Source organism: Algoriphagus confluentis (assembly GCF_036245625.1).
GTDB lineage: Bacteria > Bacteroidota > Bacteroidia > Cytophagales > Cyclobacteriaceae > Algoriphagus > Algoriphagus confluentis.
In genome coordinates, this window is the sequence record NZ_BTPD01000005.1 from 186,943 (window position 1) to 204,954 (window position 18,012).

The following is an 18,012-nucleotide window of genomic DNA, read 5'->3' on the forward strand; positions in this document are numbered from 1 at the left end:
GAGACCCTGATCATTTGGGAACTGAAAACGCTCTGGAAAGTCGATTAAACTATCATCAGTATCATCCATCAGCATAGAATAGAATCATGAAAACGCTTCTTATTTTGACAGGACATTCCAAAGGGCTCGGGAAAGCAATTTTTGATCGGTTTTTGAACCTTGAAGGAAATCACGTGGTCGCTATTTCAAGAACTCCACTGGATATATCCAGGGAAAATGTTACCCAAATTTCCCTCGACCTGAGCGATTTGAGCGCATTGGAGGCTCAATTGCCGGCCTTCTTTCCCAAGGCTTCGTTTGATCGCTACATTCTGATCAATAATGCCGGGTGGATTGGGGAGATAAAGCCCGTCGGAAAGCTTCATTCCAAGGGGATTCAAAGGGCAATGAATCTGAATCTCCTCGCTCCGCTCATGATCACGAATGGATTTGTTAAGGCTTATCGGGATAGCGCGGGAGAAAAAGTAATTGTAAATATCAGTTCAGGAGCTGCGCATAAGCCGCTTTTTGGCTGGTCGGCGTATTGCAGCAGTAAGGCAGGCTTGGCCATGTTTTCCAAAGTTGCCCATGAAGAATTAAAAGATAGCGGGTTTAGGGTGTATTCCTTGGCTCCGGGGATCGTAGATACCGAAATGCAGGCCGAAATTAGGGGTGCTCAATCGGATGACTTTCCTGCCTTAGAGAGGTTTGTAGACTACAAAGCAAGCCAAAAGCTCAGTGCTCCCCGGGAAGTAGCAGAGAAGATTCTTCGCTTGGTAGAGTGTCCGGAGGAGTTTGGAGAAGTGATTCAGGATGTGAGGAACTTTTAAGTTTTATTTTTTGGGAAATCCATAAACCAAACCCTTACATTTTGAGGGCTTAACTTTTCCCAAGAATCTGCATCCAAGTAGAAGCCAAATTGGCCTGAGGTGGGTAAATTATCCAAATCCCCACCCAAATAGGTAATTAGGTCATTCATGCCGGGATTATGTCCAAAAAGAAATAAGGAATTCACCGAGTCCGATTGGCTTCTCAGGATTTTCAAAATGGCGTGAGGGCTGGCATGGTAAAGGCGAGAATCCTCCTTGATTTCCTTTTTGGGATAGCCCAGTTCTTTGGCAGTGATTTTGGCTGTTTCCGAAGCACGCAAGGCAGAAGAGCTGATCATCAGGTCCGGGAAAATTCCCTTTTTCTTGAGCTTTAGAGCCATTTTCGGGGCATCTTTCAAACCTCTCTCAGCCAATGGTCGGTCATGATCTTGGAGAAATGGCTGGTCCCAAGCGGACTTTGCATGTCGTATCAGAATAAATTTTTTCATATCGGCTGAAAAAAGACGATTATTTTGTTTTTTTCAATCAAATATTTACTTTTAAAGCACTTTCAATTACAATTTATCACAATTCATTATGTTTACCGGAACAGTAAAATTTTACAATGAAGCCAAAGGTTTCGGATTTATCGTTGACGACGAATCCCAGAGTGACGTGTTTGTTCACGCTACCGGGTTGGTTGACAAAGTTGCCCAAAACGACAAGGTAACCTACGACGTCAAAGATGGTAAAAAAGGACCCAACGCCATCAACGTCAAAAAGGCCTAAGCATACATTTTATGTTTGTGTGTTCGAATCCCCGGAGTCATCTCCCGGGGATTTTTCTTTTTTCTCTGGTTTTTGATCTGATTTGGGAAGCTCTTTGAGATATAAGTCTCTTTTGGGATAGGGGATTTCGATGCCGTTTTTCAGGAAGGTCTCAAAAATAGCATGCATGACTTCATTGCGGACGTCCAGATAGATATCCATGGATTCTACCCAAAAAAGAACCCGGAAATCCACCGAGCTTTCACCGAAATTCTGCATCAGGATTTTTGGGGGTGGAATTTTCAAAATCCTGGCCTCATTCAAGACTTCCTGAATGAGGGTTTGTACCCGTTCCATTTCCGATTGGTAAGCGACACCGATGAGGAGTTCGATTCTTCTTCGCTTATCAGACAGCGTCCAATTGATCAAGCTTTGGGAAAGCAGGTCTCCGTTGGGGACGATGATCTCCGAACCATCGTATGCTAAGATTTTGCTAGCCCGAATTCCTACTTCCTTTACCTTACCGGTGAGGGTTCCCACCTCTATGTCGTCCCCGATTTGGATCGGCCGTTCAAAAGCCAGAATCAGACCGGATACCAGATTATTGATGATGGTTTGCAGTCCAAAACCGATCCCTACAGATAGCGCGCCAAGGACAAGAGTGATTTTATCCAGTGGGATTTTTGCAGCTGTTGCGGCAATAAAAAACCCGACTCCAAGTACTCCCAATCGGATAATCAGTATGCTGCTTCCCAGCTTTTTGGTTCTTGATCCTGAATTGCTTTGGTCTTTTTGGGAGAAAAAGAAGGCCGTATTATTGGCTAGGATAGAAGAAAGAAAAAGAATGCCTATAAATAGAAATATACTGGCAAAAGTAAAGCTGGAGTCCCCCAGGATTCTTGGGGTATTGAGGAATTTGATCAATCCTTCTTTGAAATAACTGTAAAAGGCTAAATGATGAAGTAAGATGATCGCCCAGCCAATCAGAGCAAGAATGGAAATCAAGCTTCGCATTCGATTTTGCAACTCCTTGAAATTAAGGATAATGTCCAGAGGATTTTGTTTTTTGTTGCCTTCCAAAAGAAGGTAGATCACCTCCATAGTGATTTGAACAAATAGGAAAAGGGTAACAGCTGAGGTGAAACTGACCAGACCGGAGATGCTGAGAATTTTGGACAAACTATACCTTCCCAAAAGATTGGCCACAATTCCCAAGATCAGAAAGGAAGCAGAAATCAAGCGGAAAGCATTGACAAACTTGATCTCAGTCTGAATCTCTGAGGAAAACCGAAAAGAACCGAACCTTCCGTAAATCACCAAAACCAATATACTGCCGATCAGCAGATACATTCTTTCTTGGTAGACCATTTCAAAGTATAGGTTACTGAGAATAAAAAAGATCAGGATAAATACGAGTCCTACCCATTTTAGCCGAATAGAAGGCGAATAAGAACGAAAAATGATGAGGGTAGAAAAGCAAATCAGAAGAAACAGGATGAGGGAAAGAAAGGTAATGGTGCCCCCTTCAAAAAGGAAGTAGACAATCGGAAGCACACAGATCATAGTTGAGGCAAAGGGAGACCGGGGGAGAAATCGTAGCCTGTTGAGGAAGAATTCCCCATCGGTTTCCTGATTTCTCACTTTTTTGAGGATTTTGGAGATCCAGAGGTAGAGAATCAGGATGAAGAGCAAGGACAAAACGATACTGATTTCCTGACCTCTCATTTCCCTTTGCAAGACGATCAGGTTGATTCGAAAGGAATCAAGAGTGATCTCAATGATGGATTTGGGAGTAGGGATTTTCGGATCTTCCCAGATAAAATTGATTTCTTTACTGAAAAGTTTGGACTCAAGTTGTTTTTGACTTTGTAAGAGCGACTGCTTGAGATCCTGAATCCGGACCAATTGGAAGCTCAGATAGGATTGAATCCGGGCCGCCTGCACGATCTGTTTGAATAGGGTACTGTCCAACTTGCTGAGATTTCTTTTAAGATTTACAATCTCCTGGGCATACCTTGGGACGAGGAGGGAATCCTTGATTCTTAACTGAAACAGGTCGTCTTTTCTGAATACCCTGAGAATGCTGTCTATTTCCGATAGCCGATTGAGTTTGCTTTGGATGGTATTGTCCAAAGTCTGATTATGCTCTTCTGTTTTTTTCAGGATTCCGTTTAAGGTGTTGATGTAGCGAAAGTTGAACTGAAAGGAACTGTCCAGTTTTCGGTTTTCAAGGCTGGAAATTACCAATTCGATCCCTTCCAACTCTGATTGGATTCCTGCTGTATCCAAGGGTTTCAACAGTTCAAGCTTGATCTGATTGGATTGGAGAGTAAACAATTTCCCCTTTTTGATCAAATCCTCAAGGCTGGGTACCATTTCCGATTTGCTTTCCGGCCCTAGCGTATCCGGGGAAGACCGCACAAATAGACTGTCGGTTTTGGAAACCAAAAGGGTATCCACCAACGGAATCCCCAAAATCCCTTGCCCGGATGAAGGGAATGAATAAATACAGATCGAAAGGAAGACAAGTCGGAAAAAAAAGCGCATACGGAAGTGGTTCTTAACCTAAAAATAAGGATTTCTATCACAAAACATGAAAAAAGGTCTTGGCCAGCGACTAGTTAAAAGCAAGACATTTTGACTCAATTTCATCTTGTAAAATCCAAAATACAGACAAAATGACTTAAAAATCAGGTTGGTATGGAATTTTTGGATAGGGGTTTTGTATTCATAAACCAACAACAGCGATGAAACTAGTAAGAAACAATCAATTGGACCCTCAAATGCCCGTGACTTTTAGCGGCATGCTTGACCGATTCTTCAATGATTCCTTTGCTCCTGCTTTGAGGCAGTTTAGTCCGGCTGTGGATATCGCTGAGGACGAGAAGTCCTACGAAATCCATGTGGCCGTGCCCGGAGTAAAAAAGCAGGATTTTAAAATTGACCTTTTGGATGGGAAGTTGACCATTTCAGGAGAGAGAAAGATGGAAGAAAAGAAAGAAGGAAGGAATTTCCACAGTGTGCAGACACAGTTTGGCTCTTTTGTAAAATCTTTCTTCATTCCGGAAGATGTGAAAGAAGAGGAAGTGGAGGCGAGCTATGAGGATGGACTTCTGAAGATCGTATTACCAAAAAGGGAAAAAGTGGTAAAAAAAGCGTCCATAGAAATCAAATAATTGAAGAGTGGGAAAAACCCACTCTTCGTTTTTTCGGTTGAAAGAAAAGGAATGCGCTTGCGGTTAATTCTTGTTAATTTGAAAAGTGATCGCATCCTAAGGTTCGTTTTTTGAGTCTTGTTAACTACTGCAAAAAAAATTAAAACTATGACTGTAAAATATATGAGTAAGAGACAATTCTTCCTTGGAATGCTGATGGCTGCCCTCATTGGAGGAGTAGTCGCCATGGCTGGGGTTAATTTTCTTTTGAAGCCTCAGAGTGCTTCTTCGTTCGATGAAAAGCAACAAGCCAGTTTTGTCAATCTCCTCAGTGGGGAAAATTTCACCGTTCCGGACGGAATCAATTTTGTGGCCGCAGCTCAGGTAGTCACTCCAGCTGTTGTCCACGTCAAAAGCCAAATCGCCTATACCCCAAGAACGGGAAGAGATCCAATCCAGGAATTCTTTGGTTTCCCTGACCCGAGGGAAAGACAGAATCCTGGTGGTGCCATGCCCATGAGCTCAGGTTCAGGAGTCATCATCTCGCCGGATGGCTACATTGTCACCAACAACCACGTGATTGATGGGGCGACCAAGATTGACATTTCCTTGGAAAACAATAAGCGCTACGAGGCCACACTGATTGGCACGGATCCGACTACTGATTTGGCATTGCTGAAAATTGACGGCAAAGACCTTCCATTTGTACGGTTTGGTGATTCTGATCAAACCAGTATTGGAGAATGGGTACTTGCAGTCGGAAATCCCTTTGATTTGAACTCTACAGTGACTGCCGGAATCATTTCCGCTAAAGCAAGAAATATCGGGATTCTCCAAGGAGTGGAAAACAATCTCCAGATCGAATCCTTCCTCCAGACTGATGCAGTAGTCAATCCTGGAAATTCCGGAGGCGCTTTGGTCAACCTGGCAGGAGAACTGATCGGAATCAATACGGCAATCGCAACGCGGACGGGTACATTTTCGGGGTATTCTTTCGCAGTACCGAGTACCTTGGTAAAGAAGGTAATGGATGACTTGATGAAATACGGAGCAGTCCAAAGAGGTCTGTTAGGCGTGAATATCCAAAGTGTTTCCCCCGAATTGGCGGATTATTTGAATAAAACCTTCCCCGTGGAGCAAGGAGTCTACGTCGGGGGAGTAAATGAAAATTCTGCTGGCAAGGAGGCGGGCTTACAAGAAGGGGATATCATCATCTCAGTCGATGGACGGCAGGTAAACAACGTGGCTATGCTTCAGGAAATGGTAGCCAGAAAAAGACCGGGAGATAAAGTTGAAGTAGAATATATCCGAGATGGCAAGACCAAAAAGGTCACAGCTACCTTGAAAAACTTTTCCGGGGATACCAATATCATCAAGCGGGAGGCACCGAAATCCTATGCTTTTGAAGGAATACAGTTTGAAGATGTGAAACCAAGTCAAAAAGAGCAGCTGAATATTGCAGGTGGCGCTGTCATCAAAATGAACAGCAATGAAACTTGGAGAAAAGCTGGGGCAAGAAACGGATTCATCATCACTTCGGTGATTGCAGACAACGGCCGCTCAAAAATCACCAATGCCCAAGAGCTGATCGACTTTCTGTCAGATCACCAAGGCGAAGAGATTGTGGTTTTGGGGATGTTCCCGGATGGTACCGAATATTACTTTGAATTGGAGCTGAACTAGGCATGACCTGGCAGCTTGGAGCCGGCAAATGTGATTTGCCGGCTTTTTTGTTGTCTCATTTTTAGTACATTGAGGAAAAGCAAAAGCCCATAATCATGAAACCTATCCTATCTTTTTTTCTTGTTTTTCTCCTGCTGGATTCACTCCATTCGCAAACCTTAAGTCCTGCAGGAAACGACCCTGTCCGGGGAATTTCCAAAGGAAGATTCGATAACCTGGACGCTATGCTTGAAAAGGCGGTTTACACACAGCAAGTTCCGGGTTTGGTGGCTATGGTAGTTAAGGATGGAAAGATCGTCTATCACGAAGCCAAGGGGCTTTCTGATGTGGCGTTGGGGAAAAAAATGGAGAAAAATTCCATTTTCCGAATTGCCTCACAGACAAAGGCAATTACTTCTACTGCCGTGATGATATTGTGGGAAGAGGGAAAGTTCCGACTGGATGATCCGATCTCCAAATTCATTCCGGAATTCAAGAACCCGCAGGTTCTGCAGAACTTTCGCTACGGAGATACTACCTACACCACCAAACCAAGCTCGAAGGAAATTACTATCAGACACCTTTTGACCCACACTTCCGGTCTTGGGTACGGGGTCATTGATGGAGATGAACGGATGAAGATGATTTACCATAAGGCTGGGGTAGTGGACCTATTCACTACCGAAAATATTTCCATCGGGGAGAGCGTGAAGCGGCTGGCTCAACTTCCCTTGCATCATGAGCCTGGAGCCAAGTATACCTATAGCGAAGGCTTGGATGTCTTGGGGTATTTCGTAGAAATCATTTCTGGACAGCCATTTGATGTGTTTTTGAAAGAGCGGATTTTTGATCCTTTGGGCATGAACGATACCCGGTTTTACCTGAATGACGCCCAAGCGTCACGATTGGTGACAGTACATACCCGAAAAGAAAACCAATGGGTTTCATTTCCGGTGACCTTCTATGACCCGGATTATCCCAAAACCGGGGCCAAGACTTTTTTCTCAGGAGGAGCGGGCCTTTCCAGTACAGTGGAGGATTATGCGAAGTTTCTGCAGATGTATCTCAATGGTGGGATTTACAACGGAAAACGGATCTTAAGTCCTACTACCATTGAAACCATCATGACCAATCAAGTGGGTGATCTCTTGGGTGATGGGGGAAAAGATTATGGCTTGGCCTTTGGACTGGTGGATGCCAAAGGGGTGCAGTTGGGAGGTCTCGGAAGTCTGGGAACTTTCGATTGGGGAGGCTATTTCAATACACAATACTTTGCAGCACCCAAGGAAAAACTGATTGGCTTGATCTTCAAGCAGACCTCCGGTGCAGGTAATGGAGATGAGACCGGCTGGAAATTCAGGCAAATGGTCTTTACCCTGGTGGAGTAAATCCACCTTTCTTGAGGGAAGCGGCTTTGTTGTTCGGATATATTGGGAAGGGGATTAAAGCAGGCTGTCAATTACTTGGGAGAAAAACCGATGCTCCAGATCGTGTACTTTCTCGGCGATTTGCTCAGGGCTGTCCTCTTCATAAACGGGGGTTGCCGCTTGAAAAATAATTCTTCCCTGATCATACTGCTCATTGACCAGATGAATGGTAATTCCTGTTTCCTTGTCACCGGCATCTTTTACGGCTTGATGGACATGCGCTCCATACATGCCTTTTCCGCCAAACTTGGGCAGTAGGGCAGGATGGATGTTGACTATGGAGTCGGGAAAAGAACGAATCAAGCTCTCCGGAATTTTCAATAAAAAGCCGGCCAGAATTACCCAGTCTACACGGTCCTGCTTGAGCCTTTCTTCCAGAATTCCGGTTTCCATTTCTTTTTTTGTAAAGACGAAGGTAGGAACTCCGAATTTTTTCGCCCGATCCAAAACTAAAGCTTCGGGCTTATTGGAGGCTACCAATACTACCTTTCCTTTGGAGGAGGATTTAAAAAACTCCATGATTTTTTCAGCATTGGTTCCGTTTCCGGATGCAAGTATTGCCAGTCGTTTCACAGGGGATATTGGAAGATTTATCCAAAAATAAATGATTTAACTGTCCCCTTGGTGATTTTCTGAGGGGAAAGCTAAACCTTCCATCCATTTGGAGATGGAAACCGGTCAATTCACAGCACTCTTACCAAATCTTCTTCCACGTCTACCAATGCCACCGCACCATGGATGGCTGTTTCGTCGAGTTCGGAAATCAGGATTTTGAGGTTCTCAAGTACCGTCGGATAAGCAAAAGTTTCCAAGGATCGGTACATGGACTTTTTGAAGAGCGGGTAGGATTTTCGAATGGATCCGCCCAAAACGATTGCTTCCGGAGCGAGAGAATACAAGATCATTTTTAGCAATTCGCCTAGATGAGTCCCAAACTCCTCAAAGGCCCGGATCGCCTCAGGATCACCGGAATGAGCCCGTTTGGCCAAGGCTTTGGGCTTACTCGAAAAAAAGTTCTGGAAAAACTTCCCGCTGCAGTAGTACTCGTAGTTTTTGTCCAGATATGGTGCACTACACCACTCTCCAGCTGCTGAGTTGACCCCTGAATAAAGATGTCCATTGATGACAATTCCTCCTCCTGTACCCGTACCCAGCGTGATGCCTACCAAGTTTTTGAAGGGTCTTCCCACTCCAAATTTGTGAACGCCAATCGCAAAGCAATTGGCGTCATTATTTACAAATACAGGAAGTCCAAAACGCTCGGTGAGGAATTTTTTCAATTCCACGTGTTGAAAAGAAGGGATGTTGGAAAGCCCAACCACCACTCCAGACTCCGTCTCCACCAGTCCTGGAATACCCACCCCGATCCCCAGGAGATCATGGATTTCGTAAGATTGAATGAATTCTGCGATCGTTTCCAAAATAAACTCCTTGCTTTCCAAGGCAGGGGTAGGAATAGACCGAATGTCTTCTAAGTGCCCGTCGATCAAGACACCTCCCTTGATACCGGTACCGCCAATATCCAATCCCAGAATGGACTTTCCCATAGGCTAAGGTTATTAATAGGTTTATATATTTTCAGATTCCATCTTTCGGGATTTTGCTTGATTTAAAGCATCCCTTCGATGGATTTTTCCAATTCTCTGGCGGTAGCCAAAAACTCCTCCACACTCATGTCCCGGAAGAAAATCAATCCGTGACTGGCTCGTACTTTGGCTCTTTCATGCAAATAGAAATAGTTTTTACCCAATAGTAGCTGGATGTCATTAAGCTGACCTACCCAGGTCCTTTTGGCTACTGTACTAAATTTGCCATTGTGCGAATAGCTGGGGAAGGAGGCGTTGACTTGACTGAGATAGCAGTTGGTAAATGAATCTTCCATCACTGACATGTCCCCAAGAGACACCGGCACGATGACGTTGGCTTCGTGGGGTTCAAATTTGAACCAGACATTCCGATACCCGATGATTCTCAATTTGCTAGTGTCATGCTCTTCTCCCCATTTCTTCACAGCCGCAGCCGTGGCTTGAAGTACTTTGTAGTGCGTATCCGGTCCTGACCCCTCTGGATCCAAGGTTAAACTAATCTTTGTCGGCTTTACTTTTCTGAACATTTCCACGATCGGTTCCACATCCCGGTTTTTGTCAGGTTGCTCTGTGAAAATATCTCCGGTGTAGAATCCCAAACGAAGGTGATGAACATTTTTCACCTGCACTCCAAAATAACCCCAAACCAATTCCTCTTCAAACTCCCGAATCATGCCTTTCAGGGTTTGGATTTTGGAGGGGTTTTTCTCCCCATCGTAGGAGTTTCTAAGGATGCTGATCACATCATTGATGGTCTCCCGGAGTTGGGTTTTGTTTTTGATGGACCAAATGATCACCAAAGCCCGAACTACTCGATGGGAAAGCCCTCTCCTTCGTGCATCGGCATTTTCTGAGGCTACATTGGTCAGGTAGTGGTAAACGTCCTTGTCGGTTTTGAGGCTATAGCCGATTTGAAAGAAATCCTCATAGTTGACCATTTGGATTTTGCCTTCATCCAAGAGTTTTCGGGTATAGGTAAGCGTATCGATGACAAAAGTATTGGTCACAGCCGTGAACCCCGAAGTCAAAACCGAAAAGTGGGCCTCGTTGCTGGGTTCACTGAGTTGATTGGTAATATGGGGAAGAATTCCCAACGAGATGTCATCGTGGTGAGGACCGGTATGCAGAAGGACCTCATCGGTTTCTTTTTCCAAGCCTTTGCTCAGCTTTCCTTCTATGCTTTTCATCACCTGATTGACGGTGTCTTCGGACAGCCCTGGGATAAGGCGGGTATATTTGTCTGCTTTCAAGTCCGAAAGCTTCAGTCGGTGTCCATATTTGTTCACCTTTTTGCAAAGCTCAATTACAGATCGTTCAGTTTTTTCAAAAGTCCATTCTCCCTTTTCATAATAGGCATCAAGAGAATCGGTAAGCTTTACAGCAGCCCCCTTGGTGAGATAAAAACGTCCGTTCTTCAGTTTTTGGAGTACGGTGGCAGGATAGACATTGCTCATTTTGGTCTCCAAAGAGTCCTTGACGATGCCTGCCTTGGCCTCGCCGGCTGCGATGATGATGCCTACCGCGTCTTTATTATAGACGATGGTATCCAACCCTATGGTAATCACGAGTCTGTTGGCAGAGACTTCGATTCCTCCCAAATCTCCGGCCGCTACTGCCTGGGTTTCGAAATTGGTCTCGGTAAGTCGGGTGACGGAATAAAGGTGTGATCCCCGGGTATTGAAGGCTATGTGTCCGTCGGGCCCAATTCCTCCCAAAAAGAACCCAATTCCTCCCAAATCCCGAATTCTCTGCTCATACCCACCACACCATTGATCGATCAGATAAATGGATTCCTGCTGGATCCTTTCAAGCTCATTGATGGGGTCTCTGAATCTCAAGCTGAGGTCCACCTTGAGATCAGGGAATACCTCACTGAAGTGTTTTCCTCCTGCCAATGGAATTTCATCGGAGTTGATCAGAATTGCTTTTTCTTTGGAAAGGCCGAAGCCCTGCAGGTAAAACTTATTGACGTAGTCGAAAAAGCTATTGTGCTGCTTGGAAGAAATCGGATAAAACTCATCAATCTGCACGAACGTCAAATTGTTCAAGACCGGCTTTTTGGTGGCACCAAGTCCATACTTCTCCCGGATTTCCTTCCCCTTTTTGGTGTCCCAATTTTCAAGCAGGTACTGGGTCCATTTAATAAAAAACTCCGGAGTCTTGCCCGTAGGCAAGCTGATTACTCCCTCTGGATTGGCAGCGGCCCATTCCAAAAACCGGCAAGCTGTCATCAATCCCAATTTGGGAAAATTGTCTACGGTCAGATAAGGAATCAGTGTGGAGATCTTGTCTACTCCTGATTCTGCCAAAAAGGCTTTTTCAACATCGGATAGAGGATACTTACTGAGCATGTAGGAAGGATGGGTTAGGTGTGAATTGAGATAAATCTTCTTTTTTCCAAATTTTATTTTGGGTTTTATTTCCCGAATCGTGGGTAAGTCAATAAAATCCCTGTTTTGAACCTGTTTAATTCCGATATGTCCGAAATTAAAACTTCATTCAAAATTAAAAAACTTTATTGAATAAAAATAAACTTTTTTAAAAAAATTATAAAAGTATCTTTCTTATCAGAAAATTATAGAGTTCTAGTGAAAGAAATTCGAATTCTGGCCTGAAATTCTTCAATAACTTTAAAAATCTCAATCAGGGTTACTTGTTGGATTTTCGTCAGATTTTTGATCAAAAGGTAATTTCGGGGACTTTTTCCCGAGTTGAGCATGGCTATAGCCTGATTTTCCAGGCGAAGACTCATCAGGTATTCGAAGGCATGGGTGAGCTCTTGTACTTCTTTTTCCGAAAAAACTCCCTTGTCCTTCAGATTTTCGATTCTTTGGATGGTATTGGTTTCGGGAATCTTGTATTTGAGTGCGTAGACTCTTGCCAAGTCCACAATCGATCGCATGGTTTTTTTGAGATTGAGCTGTTTTTCCCCGTCTATTTCTTCGGATTTGATCTTACGGAAAAAGGTCAAAGGGGCTTCATACTGAAGGGCATTCTGGCCCAGACTGAGAAAAAACCGCTCGGAAGCTTGGTCCATCAGGTTGGCCATGTAAGTTTTCAATTCCTCTATCAGAGCCAGGTCCCCGTATATTCCTCTGCAATCAAAAAAGGTAGAGTAATTCATGGCGGTCTCCTGAGAAGCGTCGGAGACCCACTGTTGGTAGTTGTTTTTCCAGTGGGATAGAGAATGAGACCATTTGGGATTCATAGCCATGAAATTCCCTTCACAGAAAGCAAGGCCGATTTGGTCAAGGGCCGTAGATACCCGAGTGGCAAACTCGAGAAAATAGGCTCTTACTTGCTCCCTTTGTTCGTTGGCTTTGTCAGCATAGATAATTCCGTTGTCCTGATCTGTCTTCAGCGTTAATTCTCCCCTGCCCTCACTTCCGAATACAAAGAACACAAAGGGAGCCGGAGGGGGGCCAAAGGATTTGATGACTCGCTCGATCACCCGCTGCGTGATGGTATCGGCTACCGTGGTGATGATTTGATTGACGTAGGCAGCTTTCATCCCCCGGCTGACCAAAAGATGGATAAGGTCAGGCATGCGTTGCCATTTTTCCCGGAGTTCGGAAATCTGTCGGGCTTCTTTTACAGATTGGATAAAGAGAAAGGGGCCCTGACTTTGTTCAGTAAGGACTTTGGTCCGGCTTATCCATCCCAGAAATCCCTGCTCATCCTTGACCAAAAGGTACCTTGCTTTGGACTGGAACATGAGCAGGAGTGCTTTTACCAGACTAGCCTCCGGAGAGATACTGATCAGGTGGGGTTCCATGATCGATACCACGGGTGTAGAGGGATCCAATCCTTGAGCCAACACTTGGTCACGGAGGGTAAGGTCAGTGATGAAGCCAGCGAGGTCATTGGACTCCTTTCCAATAAAAAGACAGCTTACCTGTTCTTGTGCCATGTACCTAGCACAGGCTTGGATGGGCGTCTCAGGAGTGACCCACCGAATGGATCTGACCAACAGGTCTTTGACCTTTTTGGTGTAAAATTGATCAGAAAGGGTGGGCTGAGGGGCTTGCATGCTGGAAGATACAAAAGGCCCGGAAAAATTCTCCAAAAAAAAGCGCCCCAGAAGAGGATCCGAGGCGCAGAATAAATTGAACTTGGGAATCTGGTTTTTTCCGTTCACTTAGGCATTTACACCCAGAGCCTTGGCCATAGTAGCCCCAATCTCAGCGGGAGATTCCACCACATGGATACCATTCTCTCTCATGATTCTCATTTTGGCAGCTGCAGTATCATCAGCACCGCCGATTATCGCTCCGGCATGGCCCATTCTTCGGCCCGGAGGTGCTGTTTGTCCTGCGATAAAGCCTACAACGGGCTTTTTGTTTCCGGTTTCCCTGATCCACTTAGCCGCTTCAGCTTCATAGTTTCCTCCGATTTCTCCGATCATGACGATGGCATCCGTTTCGGGATCATTCATCAGCATTTCTACAGCCTGTTTGGTGGAAGTCCCGATGATGGGATCTCCCCCGATGCCGATGGCAGTCGATACGCCAAGGCCTGCTTTGGCTACTTGATCTGCTGCCTCATAGGTCAATGTTCCCGATTTGGAGACGATTCCAATACGGCCGGGTTTGAATACGAAACCGGGCATGATTCCTACTTTGGCTTCTCCTGGAGTAATTACTCCGGGGCAGTTGGGTCCCACCAGGACACAGCCTCTTTCTTTGATGTAAGGCTTAGCCTTCATCATATCTGCGACAGGGATTCCTTCGGTAATAGCAATGATCACTTTGATCCCTGCGTCTGCCGCTTCCATAATTGCATCAGCAGCGAAAGCCGGCGGAACAAAAATAATCGACGTGTCTGCACCAGTCTTTTGAACTGCCTCTTCCACGGAATTAAAAACAGGTCTTTCCAAATGAGTGGAACCGCCTTTTCCGGGAGTGACTCCTCCCACTACTTGGGTTCCATATTCGATCATTTGCTGGGCATGAAAGGATCCCTCAGAACCAGTAAATCCCTGGACGATAACCTTTGAATTCTTATTGACTAGTACACTCATCGATACGCATTTTTAAGTTTGGCACAAAAATAAAAGAAACCACCCGCTGACAAAAGAAAAGCTAAACATTCTCCAATGAATTTGGGAAGAGGAATCTTTTTCAGATTTTAGCTCCATGCATGGGCGATTTATCCACCTTTTGACGGTTTGTTTTTGTCTTTTCCTTGGACTCCACCTTGCCTATGCCCAGAGCTTTAAGTTTAATCTTCAGCCAAATGGAGTCCGACTCCCGGTGCAGACTATTCTCCAGATCGAGCAGGATACTTTGGGTCAGATGTGGTTTGCCACGTCCAGAGGAGTAGTCTATTCAGACGGGATTCAAACTTATGAGCTTACCGATACCCTTCTGAGAAAATTCGCTTTTCGTATTTCTATCCATAAAGATGAAGACGGACATTTTTGGCTTTACAATGGCAGTGGGGTGCCTGTGGTCTTGCAAGGGACGGAATCCGGGTGGTCGGAACTTAGCTTCCCTCCACAGGTGACTGCCAAGTTTTCTTCTGAAATCCGTTTTTTTACCTTGGGCAAGGGGGAGCAAAAACGTTTTTTTGTGGACACCGGGACCCAGATGATTTTTTGGAATTATGGGGACCCGGACAAGCGGGTAATTGCCAGGGATTTTTCGATTATGGGTAGCCTCACTTCTGTGTTGAGATGGAAGGAAAAGGACATCCTGTTTTTCCAGAAAGGAGTTTATTTTTTAGAAAATGGGTATCTCAAAGACTTTAATCTCAGTGGAATTCCCCTTCCGGATTTCCCGGTAGTGGTAAAGCAGAGTCCATCAGGTGACTTTTTCTTCCTCGGAAATGGATTTTTGGCCAAAGGAAAGACACCCGACCACCCCGAAGAAATCCTGGATAGAAATTTTACCAATCCAGAAGTAATCAGCTCACCTTACTTTACCCTGGATTTCAAAGGAGATTATGTGTATTATCACTACAATTCACAGTTTAGGCGCTATCATCCTTCACGAGGGAGGCCATTAATGCTGGATCTGTTTTATCTTTTTCGGTCCAATTACATTCACACTCTTTTTGTGGATCGGGAAGGAATCCTCTGGGTAGGAAGTAGCCGCGGTCTGGCCAACAGCAACAGTCAACTCTTCCAAAATTTCGGCTCAGAGTCCCTGGATTTCTTGGGTGAGGAAATTACGGCAATTACTGAATTGGGGCAGGGGGAGTTCCTTTTTGGATTTAATAATGGGATCCAAAAATTTGCCCCGTCGGGGATCAGTACTTTGTTGCGAGACAACAACCCCAAAGGGAATCCCAATCAACGAATCATTAATTTTTCCAGTGCCAAGTCAGGGGAAGTCTGGTTTTCTGCCAATTGGGGTGGGGTGGGCTACTATGATCCGGTCACGAAGAGACTTAGGCAGATCCCTCCTCCCAAGGGGGTCAATGTGTCCTCGGTGTCGGTAGATGGGGACAGTATTTTGATTACCAATTCCGAGCGGATTTTCCATTCTTCGTTAGCGGCCTTGAAAACCGGGGATTATGGGCATGAACTTACTGCTGAGATCAAAGAAAATTTGGGAGATGTGACCATTTTTCAACGAAAATCCGGGCGATTGAAAAATGGGAAAATCATCGTCATGCGGGCAAGCCGGCTGGAGAATCAATATCCGGTGGTGGAAAACTCCAAGTTTGTATTGGCAGAGGGGTATGATTTCCTAGAATTGGACCAAGGAGGAGTTTTGATCGGTACAGAATATGGATTGAAGCTGTATCGGGATAATCAATTAGGCCTTTTTTCGATCGGCGGCAAAACGATTACTCATCCGGTTTTTGTCCTCATGAAAGACCGGCAAAACCAAATCTGGGCAGGTACGGACCACGGGGTTTTCATTCTTGCCGATGGAAAGGTGACTAATTTTTCCGAGGCAGGGGGACTGGTGGGGGATGAGGTGAACCGAGGAGCCCTGCTTCAAGCTCAATCCGGTAGAGTGATGATCGGTACCCACAAAGGATTATCCATTTACTACCCCGAAGAGGAGGATATTGGTCATATAGCACCCCAAATTTTTCTTAAAAGTGCCATCCTTGGAAATTCCGATGTGTCTTCCGTGGGGGCATTTGAAGTTCCTAATGAAAAAAACGCCTTAAGAATCACCTACGCGGCTCCTGCATTCAATGAATCCAAAGAACTTTTCATCCATTATCGATTGGCAAGCTCAGAGGACACCCCTTGGGAAGTGATTCAGGACCCACGTTCCAATGAGCTGTTTTTTCCCAATTTGCCTGCGGGAGACTATGTGTTCGAACTGAAGGCTTCCTACGACGGCGAGATTTTTTCACCCACCGTGAAATCATCTCCTTTTCGGATCAATCAACCTTTTTACCTTCAGCCGCTCTTCCTCACCTTCGCTGTTTTGGTCCTTGTGGGAATCGGGATTCTAATCAGCTTAGTTTTCAAACAAATTCAGAATTTGGGACTTCTCAAATCAGAAATGGATCAGAAAAACCGGGACAAATTTCTTGCTGAGCAGCAATTTAAGAATGTCTGGAACAGCTCTCAGGACGGCATGGTCTTGTTTCTCGGGGTGGATCATATCCTGACCACCAACCCCGCCTTTGCCCGGTTGATGAAAAAGCAGGTGCCTCTTTTGGAAAACACTTCTTTTTCTGAGCTTTTGATACCCAATTCCAACCTGAGATCAGAATTGGTGAAAGTGTTGGCCAAAATCCGTCAAAATCCAGGGGATGGGATTTCCTTGGAGACCAGGATGGACTGGAAGTCGGGTTCTTTGGAAATGGAAGTCTATTGCGTATTGCTGGAGCCGGATTTCTCAGGAAAAGAATTGATTCTCTGTGTATTCAAAGATATTACTGCTCAAAAACTGGCCGAGAAAAATCTAAAAGTGGCCAAAGAAAAGGCTGAAGAGGCCAATAGGTTCAAGACCAGCCTGCTTTCCAATATCAGCCATGAAATCAGGACTCCGCTCAATGGAATCATTGGAGGAGCGGAGCAGATCCTTTTGCTCAAGAAGGGCGACGAAGAACTCTCGGATTTGGTGGAAATTATCCTTCAGAGTGGAGAACGCCTTTTGGGGACCATCAATTCCCTGTTAGAATTGGCCAGAATAGAAGCCAAGAAAATGCCGGTGGTCTTTACTTCTACTCCAATCCATACTTTTTTTGAATCCTTGATCAAGCCCCTTAAGCTCTCTGCCAACAAAAAAGGGCTGGGTCTGGATCTAAGTTTCCAGACTCCCGATTTTGAGGCGAAAGTGGATCGACGATTTCTGGAGATTATCTTCAATAACTTGCTTGGAAATGCGATCAAGTATACCCAAGAGGGAAGAATTGAGGTGACAATCTCAAGAAAATCGAATCGCTTGATTTTGGAAGTAGAGGATTCGGGGGTAGGCATGTCTGTCGAGTTTCAGAATAAAATGTACCATCCCTTTGAGCAGGAAAGCACAGGGAATGATCGGCTCTTTGACGGTACAGGACTGGGGCTGAGCATTACCAAAAATCTCGTGGAGCTACTTCAAGGGAAGATTTCAATTTGGAGTGATAAGTTTAAAGGAACCCGGGTCCGAGTGGAAATCCCCTTGCCAAAAGATTAATTTTTGTATTTTGGCCCAAATCTGACCCAAGAATC

Annotated in this window: 13 protein-coding genes; 6 read left to right on the plus strand and 7 right to left on the minus strand. The window is 45.0% G+C overall.

Going from position 1 to position 18,012, the window contains the following annotated elements:
- Positions 1 to 86 precede the first annotated feature (86 nt).
- Complete coding sequence (locus AAA943_RS09085; protein ID WP_338223913.1) at positions 87 to 809, plus strand: SDR family NAD(P)-dependent oxidoreductase; 723 nt, start codon at positions 87 to 89, stop codon at positions 807 to 809.
- On the opposite strand, the gene AAA943_RS09090 is transcribed toward AAA943_RS09085, so the two are convergent.
- Positions 806 to 1,297 (minus strand): SixA phosphatase family protein, encoded by a 492-nt coding sequence (locus tag AAA943_RS09090; protein WP_338223914.1) that lies wholly within the window; start codon positions 1,295 to 1,297, stop codon positions 806 to 808. The two genes, AAA943_RS09085 and AAA943_RS09090, sit on opposite strands and share 4 nt — an antisense overlap.
- An 88-nt stretch (positions 1,298 to 1,385) precedes the next feature.
- On the opposite strand from AAA943_RS09090, the gene AAA943_RS09095 reads away from it, so the two are divergent.
- On the plus strand, positions 1,386 to 1,577 hold the full coding sequence (locus AAA943_RS09095) for a cold-shock protein (protein WP_024281570.1): 192 nt from the start codon (positions 1,386 to 1,388) through the stop codon (positions 1,575 to 1,577).
- A 9-nt stretch (positions 1,578 to 1,586) separates the two neighbouring features.
- Here AAA943_RS09095 and AAA943_RS09100 read toward each other — a convergent pair whose 3' ends face one another.
- A complete protein-coding gene (locus AAA943_RS09100) occupies positions 1,587 to 4,103 on the minus strand; it encodes a mechanosensitive ion channel family protein (RefSeq protein WP_338223915.1) in 2,517 nt (838 codons plus the stop codon).
- A gap of 200 nt (positions 4,104 to 4,303) precedes the next feature.
- Here AAA943_RS09100 and AAA943_RS09105 point away from each other — a divergent pair, with 200 nt between their 5' ends.
- The 3 genes from AAA943_RS09105 (at position 4,304) to AAA943_RS09115 (ending at position 7,761) form a co-directional block, all read left to right on the plus strand.
- Positions 4,304 to 4,732, plus strand: coding sequence for an Hsp20/alpha crystallin family protein (locus AAA943_RS09105; protein ID WP_338223916.1), 429 nt, complete (start codon positions 4,304 to 4,306; stop codon positions 4,730 to 4,732).
- 162 nt (positions 4,733 to 4,894) lie between these two features.
- Positions 4,895 to 6,394 (plus strand): S1C family serine protease, encoded by a 1,500-nt coding sequence (locus AAA943_RS09110; RefSeq protein WP_338223917.1) that lies wholly within the window; start codon positions 4,895 to 4,897, stop codon positions 6,392 to 6,394.
- Between the two features lie 95 nt (positions 6,395 to 6,489).
- The gene (locus tag AAA943_RS09115; protein WP_338223918.1) at positions 6,490 to 7,761 is read left to right on the plus strand and encodes a serine hydrolase domain-containing protein; all 1,272 of its coding nucleotides are present in this window, start codon (positions 6,490 to 6,492) and stop codon (positions 7,759 to 7,761) included.
- 54 nt (positions 7,762 to 7,815) lie between these two features.
- On the opposite strand, the gene purN is transcribed toward AAA943_RS09115, so the two are convergent.
- The 5 genes from purN to sucD all read right to left on the minus strand — a co-directional run bounded on the left by purN (position 7,816) and on the right by sucD (position 14,406).
- Positions 7,816 to 8,373, minus strand: coding sequence for a phosphoribosylglycinamide formyltransferase (purN, locus tag AAA943_RS09120; protein WP_338223919.1), 558 nt, complete (start codon positions 8,371 to 8,373; stop codon positions 7,816 to 7,818).
- A 110-nt stretch (positions 8,374 to 8,483) separates the two neighbouring features.
- Positions 8,484 to 9,347 carry an ROK family protein gene (locus AAA943_RS09125; protein WP_338223920.1) on the minus strand — a complete coding sequence of 288 codons (864 nt, stop codon included), beginning with the start codon at positions 9,345 to 9,347 and terminating at the stop codon, positions 8,484 to 8,486.
- 62 nt (positions 9,348 to 9,409) lie between these two features.
- Positions 9,410 to 11,737: a glucosamine-6-phosphate isomerase gene (locus tag AAA943_RS09130; protein WP_338223921.1), complete on the minus strand. Its 2,328-nt coding sequence runs from the start codon at positions 11,735 to 11,737 to the stop codon at positions 9,410 to 9,412.
- A gap of 224 nt (positions 11,738 to 11,961) precedes the next feature.
- Entirely contained in the window at positions 11,962 to 13,416 is a 1,455-nt protein-coding gene (locus tag AAA943_RS09135; RefSeq protein ID WP_338223922.1) for a DUF294 nucleotidyltransferase-like domain-containing protein, read from the minus strand.
- 108 nt (positions 13,417 to 13,524) lie between these two features.
- On the minus strand, positions 13,525 to 14,406 hold the full coding sequence (sucD, locus tag AAA943_RS09140) for a succinate--CoA ligase subunit alpha (protein WP_338223923.1): 882 nt from the start codon (positions 14,404 to 14,406) through the stop codon (positions 13,525 to 13,527).
- 115 nt (positions 14,407 to 14,521) lie between these two features.
- On the opposite strand from sucD, the gene AAA943_RS09145 reads away from it, so the two are divergent.
- Complete coding sequence (locus tag AAA943_RS09145) at positions 14,522 to 17,977, plus strand: sensor histidine kinase (protein WP_338223924.1); 3,456 nt, start codon at positions 14,522 to 14,524, stop codon at positions 17,975 to 17,977.
- Positions 17,978 to 18,012 lie beyond the last annotated feature (35 nt).

Bases quoted from the DNA above. Each gene is read 5' to 3' on its own strand.
- sucD (WP_338223923.1), bottom strand. From the start codon at position 14,406: ATGAGTGTACTAGTCAATAAGAATTCAAAGGTTATCGTCCAGGGATTT.
- AAA943_RS09145 (WP_338223924.1), top strand. From the start codon at position 14,522: ATGCATGGGCGATTTATCCACCTTTTGACGGTTTGTTTTTGTCTTTTC.
- AAA943_RS09125 (WP_338223920.1), bottom strand. From the start codon at position 9,347: ATGGGAAAGTCCATTCTGGGATTGGATATTGGCGGTACCGGTATCAAG.
- AAA943_RS09135 (WP_338223922.1), bottom strand. From the start codon at position 13,416: ATGCAAGCCCCTCAGCCCACCCTTTCTGATCAATTTTACACCAAAAAG.
- AAA943_RS09085 (WP_338223913.1), top strand. From the start codon at position 87: ATGAAAACGCTTCTTATTTTGACAGGACATTCCAAAGGGCTCGGGAAA.
- AAA943_RS09115 (WP_338223918.1), top strand. From the start codon at position 6,490: ATGAAACCTATCCTATCTTTTTTTCTTGTTTTTCTCCTGCTGGATTCA.
- AAA943_RS09095 (WP_024281570.1), top strand. From the start codon at position 1,386: ATGTTTACCGGAACAGTAAAATTTTACAATGAAGCCAAAGGTTTCGGA.
- AAA943_RS09130 (WP_338223921.1), bottom strand. From the start codon at position 11,737: ATGCTCAGTAAGTATCCTCTATCCGATGTTGAAAAAGCCTTTTTGGCA.
- AAA943_RS09100 (WP_338223915.1), bottom strand. From the start codon at position 4,103: ATGCGCTTTTTTTTCCGACTTGTCTTCCTTTCGATCTGTATTTATTCA.
- AAA943_RS09110 (WP_338223917.1), top strand. From the start codon at position 4,895: ATGAGTAAGAGACAATTCTTCCTTGGAATGCTGATGGCTGCCCTCATT.
- AAA943_RS09090 (WP_338223914.1), bottom strand. From the start codon at position 1,297: ATGAAAAAATTTATTCTGATACGACATGCAAAGTCCGCTTGGGACCAG.
- AAA943_RS09105 (WP_338223916.1), top strand. From the start codon at position 4,304: ATGAAACTAGTAAGAAACAATCAATTGGACCCTCAAATGCCCGTGACT.